The sequence below is a fragment of the Micromonospora sp. NBRC 110038 genome, from assembly GCF_020884815.1.
Taxonomy (GTDB): Bacteria; Actinomycetota; Actinomycetes; order Mycobacteriales; family Micromonosporaceae; genus Micromonospora; species Micromonospora haikouensis.
In genome coordinates, this window is the sequence record NZ_BBOL01000006.1 from 301439 (window position 1) to 313410 (window position 11972).

Sequence of the window (11972 nt, forward strand, 5' to 3'; positions counted from 1 at the left end):
TCAGTCCCTCTCCAGCAGCCGCCGGTTGATCGCCGAGACCACCAGCACGCCGATCACCAGCAGCACGCCGATGGCGGCGGCCACGTCGGGCTGGCCCTGCTGGATGCCGCGCTGGTACATGACCAGCACCGGCGACGCCGACGACCCGTTCGGCCCCCCGCCGCCGGTGAGCAGGTACGGCTCGGTGAACAGGTTCGCGCCGGTGATGGTGGCCAGGATGACCACCAGGGCGGTCGCCGGGCGCACCGCCGGCACGGTCACCGACCGGAACCGGGCCCACGCGGACGCGCCGTCGACGGCCGCCGACTCGTAGAGCTCCTTCGGCACGTTCTGCAGCGCGGCGAGGTAGAGCAGGATGAAGAAGCCGAGCTGCTTCCAGGCCACGAACACGGCGATGACCGGCATCGCGAGGCCCTCGTTGACCAGCCAGGACGGGTCGGGCGCCAGCGGACCGAGCACCCGGTTGACCAGCCCGTCGGTGTTGAGCAGGAACAGCCACACCCCGACGACCGCGACGCTCGCGGTGACGTACGGGACGTAGAAGGCGACCCGCAGGAACGCCCGCGCCCGCACCACCTTGTTGAGCGCCACCGCCAGCAGCAGCGCCAGCCCGGCGGTGAGCGGCACGTTGATGACGAGGAAGACGCCGATGTTGCCGAACGCCTGCCGCACCTGCGGGTCGGTCAGCACCGCGCGGTAGTTGTCGAGCCCGACGAAGGGCCGGTCCACCACCGCGCCGGGGGCGGCGAAGAAGTAGTCGTGGAAGCTCATCCAGACCGCGAACCCGAGCGGGTAGGCGAAGACCGCGGCGACGAACACGGCGTACGGCGCGGCCAGGAGCAGGCCCACCGGGTGGCGGCCGAGCACCGCCGCCACCCGGCCGCGCGGCGCGCGGCGTCCGGCGCCGTCGCCGCCGGCCACCGGCCCGGCCTTGGCGGCGGCTGCGGCGTGGGCGGCGGCCATCAGGAGGCCGCGAGCTGCTCGGCCTTCTCCGCGGCGGCGGAGAGGGCGTCGGGCACCGGCTTCTTACCGAAGATCACCGACTCGGTGTACGCGTCGCGGAACGCCTGCCAGATCGCCACCGAGTTCGGCACGTTGGGCACCTCGACGGTGCGCGCGGCCTGCTGGGCGAAGCCCTGGTAGGCCGGGTTCTTCGCGAAGTAGTCGGGGTAGGCGGCCGGCAGGTCGGCCCGCAGCGGCATCTGGCCGGTGGCGGTGAGCAGCGCGCCGTCCTGCTCCTTGCTGGTGGCGAACGTCAGCACGTCCCAGGCGGTGGCGCGGTTCTGGCAGGCCGAGTACATGGCGACGTTCTTGGCGTCGCTGAACGTCCGCACCTGGTCGGCGGGGATGCCGGTGGAGGTGGGCACCGGCACGGCGCCCCAGGAGACCTTGTCCCGGTAGACCGAGATGGCCCACGGGCCGACGATGGCCATGGCGGCCTTGCCGTCGGCGAAGGAGTCCCCGTTGTACTTCTCCTTGGGGGCGAGCCCCTCGGCGTAGAGGGTCTTCCAGAACTCCGCCACCCGCTGCCCCTCGGGGGAGGCGAACTGCGGCTTGCCGCCGTCGAGGAGCTGCTTGCCGCCGGTCTCGGCGGCGAACAGCGGGTAGAAGTCGAACCAGGACTGGAAGAACTCGCTGGTCGGCGCGGGGTAGATGGCGGCCGGGGCGGCACCGGAGGACTTGATCTTGCGGGCGGCGGCGAGGAACTGGTCGTACGTGGCCAGCTGCGGCTTCTCCGGGTCGAGGCCCGCCTTCGCGAAGACCTTCTTGTTATAGAAGATCATCACCGGGTTCGACTTCCACGGCAGCTGGTAGAACTTGCCGTCCGGCGACTTGTACTGCCCGGCCGTCTCGCCCGTGCGTTCGGTGATGTAGTCGGTGGCGCCGGCGAAGGAGTCGAGCGCGACGAGGCCGCCCTGCTTCTGGAACTGTGGCACGGCGGCGGGGGCGGTGTTGAAGATCAGGCACGGGGCGTTGCCGGCGGTGATGGCCGCCCCGATGACCTCCTCGGAGCTGGTGCCGGCCGGGATCTCCTGGGCGGTGATCGTCTGGTCGGCGTGCTGGGCGTTCCACGCCTGCACCATCGCCTTGCCCCAGGCGACCTCCTCGGCGTTGTTGGACAGCCAGATCGTGATCGGGCCGCGGGCGGCGTTGGCCTTGCCGGCGTCGCCGCCGCCGGAGTCGCCGCAGCCGGCGGCGGCGGCCAGGGCGACGGTCAGCAGGGCGGCGGGAAGGGTCCGTCTCATGTCTTCTCCGATCCGGGACGGGGTCAGGTTCGTCCGCCCGCCGGGCCGGTGGCCGTCGGCGGTGCGGGTGAGGCGGTGCTGGGGTCGGGGGTGTGGCGGGCTCGGTTCAGGGGTGTCGGGTGGGCGGTGGTGCCGTCGATCCGCGCACGACCAGCGGCGCGGGTGGGGTGGGGATGTCCGCGCCCGGCCGGCCGTCGATGAGGTCGAGCAGGGCGTCCGCGGCGGCCCGGCCCCAGCCGAAGGGGTCGGTGCGGACGGTGGTGAGGGTGGGGGTGACGTAGCCGGCGAGCTCCGTGTCGTCGAAGCCGGTGATCGACAGCTCGTCGGGCACCCGGATGCCGAGCTGGACGGCGACCGAGAGGCCGGCGATCGCCATCAGGTCGTTGCCGTAGACGATCGCGGTGGGCGGGTCGCCGGTGTCCAGCAGCGCGCGGGTGGCCTGCGCGCCGCCGGCCGCCGAGAAGTCCGACTCGACGCACGGGCCGGCGGTCAGGCCGGCGTCGGCGAGGGCCTGCTCCCATGCCTGGCGGCGCACGGAGCCGTGCAGGAAGTGCAGCGGCCCCGAGACGTGGGCGATGCGGCGGTGCCCGAGCCCCGCCAGGTGGGCCACGGCCGCCGTGACCCCGGGCCGGTCGTCGACCAGCAGCGCGGGATGGTTGCTGGGCACGTCCGGCCGGCCGATGGTGACCGCCGGCAGCCCCAGCTCGGCCAGCAGGGCGATCCGCGGGTCGCCGAGCCGCAGGTCGAGCACGAACACCCCGTCGACCCGCTCGGCCGTGGCGAGCCGGCGGTAGCTGGCCTCCTCCACCGACAGGTCCGGCACCACCTGGAGCACCAGCGACTGCCCCCGGTCGGACAGGGTCCGCTCCACGCCGGCGATGAACGACGGGTAGAACGGGTCGGCCCCGAGCAGCTCGGGCGGCCGCGCGATCACCATGCCGACGCTGAACGCCCGCGACGCGGACAGGGCCCGGGCCCGGTGGCTCGGGGTCCAGCCCAGCGACGCGGCCACGGCCAGGATGCGGGCGCGGGTCTCCTCGGCCACCCCGGGACGCCCGTTGAGGGCGAAGGACACCGCGCCCTTGGACACTCCGGCCGCCTTAGCGACGTCGGTGATGGTCGGTCGGCTCGGTCCCACGCGCGGCATCCTCTCGGCCATAGTCCGGCAATGCTCGGTTCACACCGCTGCAACAAACGCCCCCCGTTGGAGAGGGACGCTAGACCGGTTTAGTAGCCCGCGCAAGCCCAGCGCCGATCCCGTTCGCCCGGTCCCGACGCGCTCACGCAGCGTGCCCGGGATGGACTCCGGGCACGCGAAGGGCCGCCCGGCGGATCGCCGGGCGGCCCGATGTCGCCGCGTACGCGCAGGTCAGGACGGGGTGTGAGCGCAGGCGGGCGACGTCACCCCGACGGCGCCGGTCAGGCGATCGGCTCCCGGTGCCAGCGCACGGTCACCTGGAGTTGCCCCTGCACGCCGGTGCGGGCGATCAGCGCGCCCGCGTCGGCCGTCAGCTGGATCCCGAAGCTGATCTCCACCTCGTCCGGCCGGTCCACCATGGACCGGAACTCGGTCAGCGCGGCCGACGCGGCGTCCCGCGCCTGGCCGATCGCCTTGTTGAAGCTCACCCCGGCCCGGCGGAGCACGTCGTCGGCGACGGACGCCGGGGCGATCCCCGGCGTCTCGTCCACGGCCACGAGCACGGTCCCCCCGCCGTCGAGGGCGAACTCGACCACCTCGCTCATCCACTGTCCCTTCTCGATGGCTACCCCGGCGGGCTGAGGCACGGCAGCCCCAGCCACTCCTGCGGCGGCGTCCGCTTCCGCACGCTATCCAACTCCTTCAACAGGCTGCCGAGCAGCGTGGGATCGGCCAGGTACTGCAGGACGGCCGAGTGGAACGCGGCGGTCATCGCCGCCGGCATCATGTCCGAGGCGTCCCGGCACAGCGTGCCGGTGGCGAGGGTCCGCGCGATGCGGCGCGGCAGACCGTCCGGGTACGCCGCCGCGTCGGTGGCCGCGTTCAGGGTGAACGCCAGGTGGCCGCTCGCCTCCCGCCACACCCGGCGGGCCGGCTCGCCGGCCAGGAAACGGATCAGCGCCCGGGCCTGCGGCGAGTCGGCGAACATGCCCACCACGTCCTCGGAGACCTCCCGCACCGGCGCGTCCGTCGCACCGAACGCCGGTGAGGGGAAGAAGTCGAACTCCGGCGACCGGCCCGGCTCGGACCTCTCGGGGTGCTCGGCCAGGAACTTCCGGTAGGACCCGACGATGAACGAGGCCTGATGGTCGAGGAAGCACGTCGGGGGCGAGACGAGCATCCCCGGCCCCGCCACGTCGAAGTTGGTCAGCAACGGGTTGGGGCTGCCCCGCCCCGCCCCCACCAGCGCGCCCCACTCCTGCCAGGCGCCCCGCACCTCCGGCGACGTCCACGCCTGCTGCCCGGCCGCCCACCGCTGGTAGACGGTCTGCCCGGAGCGGTGCAGCAGGATGTCCTCGATCCAGTCGGTGCCCGGCCACCCGGACTGCGGCTGCGACCCCATCCCGAGGCACCACGGCGCGCCCCCACGGGTGTCGAGGGCGCGGGTCAGCGCCACCAGCTCCGCCCACGTCGCCGGCGGTGACGTCACGGTGGGACCGCCCGGTGGGTTCGTGCGGTACCAGATCAGGCTCTTGGCGTGCACGGCGACGGACAGCCCGTACACCCGGGCATCCGTGGCCCCCGGGGGTGGCAGCCGGACCAGCTGCGGGGCGAGACCCGCCTCGTCGGCCGGGACGACGTCGTCGAGCGGGAACAGGTCGCCGCTGCGCACGTACGCCTTCAGGTCGTTGAGCCGGGGCAGCACCGCCACGTCGGGCGGCCGGCCCCGGTCGACCCCGGACCGCAGCACCTGGCTGACGTCCCGGGTGCCCTGGTAGCTGACCTCGATCCCGGTCTCCGCCGTGAAGGCGTCCAGCACCGCCAGGAAGGGCCAGGCCTCGCTGCGCCGCCTGCGCTCCTGCGCGGTGTCGCCGACGCCGTCCTCCGACCAGGACGCGACGACGCTCAGGGCGCGCGGCCGTGGAGGATCGGCGCAGGCGGCCGGGCCGGCGCCGACGAGCAGGACCGGGATCAGGGCGAGCGCGCCGCGTCTCATCGCTGCCGATACCTGTATTCCTCTAGTCGGGGCAGGAAACCGACGACCACCAGCGCGGCGGCGAGCAGGGCCGCCGCCGGCAGGACGACCTCGCCGCCGCGACTGTTCGCGGCCCGCGCCGCGAGCCCGGTGGCGTCCTGGCCGTGCCGCCACGCCGTGCGGCCGGCGGCCCCGACCTGGTCCGCCGCCTCGGCCGGCCCCCGATCGCCGTCGCGCTGGGCGAGGACCTGCTCGATCGTGTCCGCGCACGGCGTCGGGGTGCAGGCGGTGGTGAGCAGGCCGGCCAACTGCGTGGCGTTGCGGTCGGCCAGCGCCGCCAGCTGGAGCCCCCGGGCGTCGGCCGCCCGGTCCGTCGCGGCCCTGGCGTCGCCGAGCTGGCCCGTCGAGTGCAGGCTCGTCGCCGTCGTGCCGCCCAGCGTCAGCACCGCGAGCGTCGCCAGCAGCAGCGGCGCGTTCAGCACCCGCCGGAACCGGCGGCGCAGGAACAGTTGGGCGGCGACCAGCAGCGCGCCGAGGGCGAGCACCGGCAGCAGCCAGAGCAGGATCGTCGCCCGGCCCGTCCAAGCCCCGTCGACCTGCCGGTCCAGCGCCGCGTCCTGCTTCCCCACCAGCCCGTCGAGGCGCACCAGGATCTCCTCCAGCAGGCCCGACGCGTCGCGCAGCGCGGCGGCGCCCAGCGCCCCGCCGCCGGGCTGGGCGAAGTGCGCGTGGGCCCGCTCGATCAGGCCGGTGTAGGTGACCAGCGACGCCTCGACGACCTGGATGTCGCGGCTGCCCTCGTCGCCGGCGGCGTTGTCCTCCGCGACCTCGGCCAGGTGCTGGCCCGCGCGGGCGATCTGGTTCTGGTAGTCCTCGCCCGGGCCGGCGAGCAGCCGGGTGCCGGCGGCGAAGCTGGCCACCGCCGCGCCGTGGGCCTCCCGCAGGGCGACCTGGGTGTCGTACACGGCCAGGATCGCCGGCACGGAACGGTCGTACGCGGCCTCCGTGGTGCGCTGCACCCCGAGGAAGACCGCGAGGCAGCCGGCCAGCGCGACCGCGTTCGCGGCGAGCAGCGCCCACAGCAGCCGCAGCAGCGTCCGCCGGGTGGTGCTGGTCAGCGCCGTGCCGCTCACGTCGGCACCGGGCCGGCGTCGGCGGGGTCGGTGAACTCGTGGCGGCACCGCTGGCAGAACCGGGCGTCCGGCGGCGAGCGGTGGCCGGCCGGGCAGACCCGGGGCGGGGCGTCCACGGCCGGCACGGGCCCCGACGCCGCCCGCGGTCCCTGGTCGCGCACCGTGACCGACGACCGCACGGCCACGCTGATCACGTCGAGCCGGGGCAGGTCGTCGCGCAGGCGTACCGAGGTGGCGTCGACGTCCTCGACGAGCAGCCGAAGCTGCTCCAGGTGGAACGCGTCGCCGGCGGCGGTGGCCAGCTCCACCGCGCGGCCGAGCAGCTGCGCGGCGGTCGCCCGGTCGCCCGTGTCGTACGCGTCGCAGCCGTCGGCGATGAGCCGGCTCAGCTCCTCCTGCCCCGTGTAGTGGGCCACCCGCGGGTCGATCCGGCTGGACAGGGCCAGGTCCTCCGTCCAGTGCGCCAGGACGTTCACCGGCCGGGCGGCCGGGGCGTCGTCCACCAGCAGGTCGACGCGGGCGACCCGCAGGTCCTCGCCCGTCGGCCGGCCCGCCGGGTCCACCTCGAGGCACAGGTGGTATTCCCGGCTCTCCGCCCCCCAGGAGCCGGTCGCGCAGGCCACGGACCGGTCGTCGAGCGGCATCACGGGCAGCTCCATGATCGTGGGATGCACCTGCCGGCAGGACAGCACCCGCGTCGGCGGCACCACGGCGATCCGCAGGCCCGCCCGCGCCACCCGCTTGGCCATCGTGGACCGCATGGTCGCCCGGAAGTCGGCCTCCAACTCCTCGGGCCGGCGGACCGCGTCGGCGGTGCCGTGCAGCGCCTCGGCGACGCGCGTCAGCTCGCGGGGCTCCCAGGCGTCGCCGACGCCCCGGGCGTCACAGACGAACTGCCCCGCGCAGGCCGCCAGCACCTCCGCCAGCCGCTGCGGCGTCTCGTGCTCGTTGCGGCCGTCGGTGAGCAGCAGGGCGTGCCGGATCGCCTCGGGGTGCTCCGCCAGCAGCTCCCGGGCCAGCTCCAGCCAGCTGCCGATCGCCGTGCCGCCGGCTGCGGCGAGCCGGCCCAGCTCGCGCCGGGCCGCGTCCCGGGTGGCCGGTGCGGCGGCGGCCAGGCCCCGGTGGGCCGGGTAGACCATCCGGGCCTCGTGGGTGCCCTCCACCACGGCGAAGCGGACCCCGTCCGGCAGCATCTCGACGGCCGCGGCGGTGGCCCGCCGGGCCGCGCCGAGCTTCGTCGGCGGGTGCGCCATGGACCCGGAGCAGTCGACGACGATCACCTCCGCGTAGCGGGCCCCGTCGGCCTCCGCCGGGGCGTCGCACGCCCCGGCGGAGGCGGTGACGGTGAGGATCGCGTGCAACTGGCGGTCTCTCGTGGACAGGAACCGGTCGTGGTCGATCCGCAGGTCGAAGTCGAGCGCGCTGGACACCGGGTCGCTCCTCACCGTGATCGCAGGAAGGTCAGCGGCCGGACCGCGTTCGCCCGGTCGACGAGGACACCGTGGTCGTTGGCCGTGCGCGCCTGCCGGGCCAGGTCCCGCAGGGAGCTCTCCAGCAGCCGCCGCAGCGACCGCTCCGACGGCGCGTCGCCCATCGTCTCGCCGCCGGCCAGGCCGGCGGCGCCGTGCACGAGGACCCGGCCCAGGGCGGCCTGCCGGAGCACCGCCGTCATCCGGTCGCGGGCCTCCCCGTGGCGGGCGCCCCCGTCCAGCCGCAGCCGGCCGAGGCGGCGCACCGCCTCGTTGAGGTGCTCCGCGCCGGGCGGGTCGTCGCCGAGCCGGGTGGCCAGCACCCGCACGGCCGCGACCTGGGCGGCGTCGTAGTGCCGGGACACGCGGGGGACGCCGTCGAGGAACCGCACCGCCGCCGCCCGGTCGCCGTCGGCCAGCCGCAGCCGGGCCAGCCCGAACGCGGCGCTGGCGGCCGACCGGTCCCGACGCCACACCGCCCGGTAGTAGCGGGTCGCCTCGCCGGCGTCGCCCCGCTGCTCCGCGCAGTAGCCGAGCGCCAGCTTCGGGGCCACCTCGCCCGGCAGCTCCGCGTACGCCCGGTCGAACCGCTCGGTGGCCTCGGCCACGGCGGAACGGGCGAGCGCCAGCAGGCCGTGGTGCCAGACCAGCCGCCAGTCGGCCGCCGCGTCCTCGGCGAGCAGCCCGGCCGCGACGGCCAGGGCCTCCTCGGCCGGGCCCGCCCCGGCCAGCTCCAGGTGCGCCCGGCAGCGCGACAGCTGGACCTCGACCGAGGCCGTCTCGAACGCCGCGAGCCGGGCCAGCAGGCTGCGGGGGTCGAGCGCGCCGATCAGGTGCAGGGCGGGGGTGGCGGGGTCGCCGGCCGCGGGGCGGGGCACCGGCAGGCCGGTGGCCACCGAGGGCGGCACCGGGCGGCCGTGGTGCGGCAGGTCGGCGGCGGCCGGGTCCGTCCACGCGGCCAGCCCCGGCACCGCGCCGAGCCCGGCGTCGAGCAGCGCCGCCGTGGGGGCGAACACGGTGGACGGCTCCTGGCCACGGTCGGCCGGGGGAGCCGGCAACAGCTCCCGCAGCACGCCCTTGAGCTGCTCGGACATCTCGGAGGCGGACGCGAAGCGGCGACGCCACTCGGGGTGGGCGGCCCGGGTGACCAGCCGCCCGAAGGACTCCGCCCCGAGGTCGGTCTCGCGGCCAGGGGAGTCGAGCGGGGGACGGCTCAGCTCCCGCAGCATGACCCCGACCGCGTAGAGGTCCGAGCGCACCGTGAACCCGTGCGCGGCCAGCTCCGTCGGGCTCACCCCGTAGGTCTCGGTGCGCACCTTCGGGCTGTGCCGGTCGTCGGCCCGGCGCACCCCGCCGAGGTCGATCAGCTTGACCCGGTCGGCGGTGCGGATGACGTTGCCCGGGTGCAGGTCGGTGTAGAGCAGCCCCTTGCCGTGCAGGTGGTCCAGCGCGGTCAGGATCTCGTGGCCGTACGCCAGCACCTCCACCAGGGGCAGCGTGACCGCCGGCCGGGCCGGGTCGACCGCCGCCTGCCACAGCTCGTGCAGCGGCATCCCCTCCAGGTATTCCATCACGATGTAGCTGGTCTGCCCACCGAAGAGGCGGTCCTCCGCGCTGACGAAGTTGAAGATCCGGACGATGTTCGGGTGGTCCAGGGTGGTCAGGAACTGCCGCTCGGAGACCTCGATCGCCAGGGCGTTGGGCTCGGTCTTGTTGATCAGCCGCTTCAGGGCCATGGGCTTTCGGTCGAGGTGGACGTCCTCGGCGAGGTAGACCTGCCCCAGGCCGCCCCGGGCCAGGTAGCCGACCACTTCGTACTGCCCGGCCACCACGTCGCCGGGTGCGAGGGCGGAGACGAACGCGAAGGGCGTGCCACAGTGCGGGCAGTAGCCGTGGTCGAGCCGCTCGGCCCCGCCCCGGCCGACCTCCCGCCGGCAGGCGGGGTTGGCGCAGAACCGCTCGTGCTCGGGCACCGTCAGGCCGGCCGTCGTGCGCCGGTGGCCGGTGAAGTCGCGCACCGGCAGGGACACCAGCCCCGCCACCGGCCAGGTCTCGTGCCCGACCGGCGCCCCGGCCGTCGGCGTCGCGGCGCGCGCCGGCCGCGCCGGCCAGGGCGCGAGGCCGCAGACCTCGCAGAAGCCGTCGGCGTCGACGACGCCCGGACAGTCAGGGGTACGCGCACAGCGCATCAGGACGGCGCCCCTTCCCGCCGGTCGTCGAGGGCACGGCGGACCGCCTCGGCGTAGGCGTGCACGGCGTCGGTGGCGTCGGTGAGGTCGCAGGGGCCGGCCCAGAGCAGGTCGTGGGCCCGCCGGTAGGACCGCCCGGTGCCCCGGTGCTCGGTCAGCCCGCCGGCGACGGCGCGGGCCCGGTGCGCGTCCAGCAGCCCCCGCAGCTGCTGGTGCTCGGTGGCCCGCGCGGTCAGCTCGCGCCGCAGCACTGTCACCTCGTGCAGGGCCCGGTCGGTGCCCTGCTCCATGGCGGCCAGGTGCTCCAGCAACGGGCCGGGGTCGGGCTCCCGGGCCGCGGCCAGCAGCGCGGTGAGCCGGATCCGCAGCAGGCTGGCCCGCGGCTTCGCCGGTGGCAGCCCGCGCACGCGTGCCTCGAGCCGGCGGCGGTGCTCGCGGGCCAGGTGCTCGGCCTCGCGCAACCCGGCGATCCGGCGGGCCAGCAGCGCGAGCCGCAGACCGACCGCGGGACTGCGGAAGCCCACCAGGATCCGCAGGTCGCGTTCGGCGGCGCGGTCGACGATCGGGCCGACGACATCGTCGACCAGCGCCTTGGGGTCGCTCGACTCGTCCACGCCGTCGATCAGCAGCGACCGGGGCGACGCGTCGCCGAGCAGGTCGCCCGCCGCGGCCTCCGCCGGGGGCCCGGTGGAGCCGACGAATCCCAGGATCCGGGCGGCCAGCTCCCGGGGTGGCTTGCCGGCGGCGTCCAGCGCCAGGTCGATGCTGCCCAGCGGCGGCAGCGACGGGTCCCGTTCGGCGGCGGCCGGATCGACCGACGACGGCCGGAGCTGCCGGTTGGACAGCACCACGGCCCGGCGCACGGTGGCCGAGGCCGTCGACGTGGGCGGACCGGTGACGACCACCAGGACGTTCTGCGGTGAGCGGCGGGCGAAGAAGTCGGCCGTGCGCCGGGCGACCTCGCCGTCCTCCCGGCCGCCGCCCACCGACGTCAACTCCTGGTCGACGGAGGAGTCGCCGACCACCCACGCCTGGAGCAGGGGCAGATGGTGGAGCAGCGTCTCCACGGGGATCATGAACGAACGGCCGGAGGCGGGGCCGCTGTAGTAGGAGACCACCATGCCCACCACGTAGCCGGTCTCGTTGTCGACCGCCGCCGCGCCGCTGAACCCGCTGCGCACCCGGAGCCCGGGGCTCGCCGGGCTCGGATCCATCTGCATCCACTCGTTGGCCGGGCCCGTGCCCCCGTGCAGGACGGCGTGGACGGTCTCGCCGTCGCGGAACTCCTTCGGGAACCCGAAGGCGTAGACGTGCTTCTCCCACAGCGGCAGCCGCCGCAGCTCGGCCCCGGGGCGGCCGGGGACCGGATCGGAGAGTTCGAGCAGGGCGATGTCGCCCTGGCCCTCCCTGCCCGCCGGCACCCAGCCGCCGGCCACGACCCCGGCGGACCGGGCGGGCAGCCGGGGCAGGCGGACCAGCTCGACCTGGACCCGGTCGGCGGGCGGAGTGGCCCCCGCCGTCGCGCGGCCGACCGCACGGTCGACGACGTGGGCGCAGGTGAGGACGTGCCGGTCGCCCAGCAGCGTCCCACTGCCGAGGATCAGGCCGCCGACGCCACGGATGCGCACCACCCATGGCTGACGGCCGTGATTCTCCTTCACCTGTGCATGGTATTCGCAGATCCTTTCGGGGGTGGGGCGCGGAATTGACCGTTGTAAGAAAGACGACTCGGCCGCGAAACGCGAAAGCGACGGCGGCCGGCACTATTCGGGAATTGCCGCCACCGCGATTCCCAGGGCTCGCGCGGACGCCTCCCGGTGGG

At 75.3% G+C, this 11972-nt stretch carries 9 protein-coding genes; all 9 read right to left on the minus strand.

Annotation, left to right across the window (positions count from 1 at the left end; translation table 11 throughout):
• Positions 1-963 carry a carbohydrate ABC transporter permease gene (locus LPU61_RS22475; protein WP_229406012.1) on the minus strand — a complete coding sequence of 321 codons (963 nt, stop codon included), beginning with the start codon at positions 961-963 and terminating at the stop codon, positions 1-3.
• Positions 963-2246, minus strand: coding sequence for an extracellular solute-binding protein (locus LPU61_RS22480; RefSeq protein ID WP_229406013.1), 1284 nt, complete (start codon positions 2244-2246; stop codon positions 963-965). The genes LPU61_RS22475 and LPU61_RS22480 overlap by 1 nt, the downstream gene beginning before the upstream one ends.
• Before the next feature lie 106 nt (positions 2247-2352).
• A complete protein-coding gene (locus tag LPU61_RS22485; protein ID WP_229406014.1) occupies positions 2353-3384 on the minus strand; it encodes a LacI family DNA-binding transcriptional regulator in 1032 nt (343 codons plus the stop codon).
• A gap of 281 nt (positions 3385-3665) precedes the next feature.
• Positions 3666-3989: a CU044_2847 family protein gene (locus tag LPU61_RS22490; RefSeq protein ID WP_043968531.1), complete on the minus strand. Its 324-nt coding sequence runs from the start codon at positions 3987-3989 to the stop codon at positions 3666-3668.
• Between the two features lie 20 nt (positions 3990-4009).
• Positions 4010-5380, minus strand: a complete 1371-nt coding sequence (locus LPU61_RS22495; RefSeq protein ID WP_229406015.1) for an ABC transporter substrate-binding protein — start codon at positions 5378-5380, stop codon at positions 4010-4012.
• The gene (locus LPU61_RS22500) at positions 5377-6492 is read right to left on the minus strand and encodes a hypothetical protein (protein ID WP_052503974.1); all 1116 of its coding nucleotides are present in this window, start codon (positions 6490-6492) and stop codon (positions 5377-5379) included. Before LPU61_RS22500 ends, LPU61_RS22495 begins: the two co-directional genes overlap by 4 nt.
• Positions 6489-7922, minus strand: a complete 1434-nt coding sequence (locus LPU61_RS22505; RefSeq protein ID WP_229406016.1) for a VWA domain-containing protein — start codon at positions 7920-7922, stop codon at positions 6489-6491. The genes LPU61_RS22500 and LPU61_RS22505 overlap by 4 nt, the downstream gene beginning before the upstream one ends.
• Before the next feature lie 11 nt (positions 7923-7933).
• Positions 7934-10150 carry a serine/threonine-protein kinase gene (locus tag LPU61_RS22510; protein WP_043968536.1) on the minus strand — a complete coding sequence of 739 codons (2217 nt, stop codon included), beginning with the start codon at positions 10148-10150 and terminating at the stop codon, positions 7934-7936.
• Entirely contained in the window at positions 10150-11811 is a 1662-nt protein-coding gene (locus LPU61_RS22515) for a trypsin-like peptidase domain-containing protein (RefSeq protein ID WP_082106720.1), read from the minus strand. The genes LPU61_RS22510 and LPU61_RS22515 overlap by 1 nt, the downstream gene beginning before the upstream one ends.
• Between the last annotated feature and the right edge of the window lie 161 nt (positions 11812-11972).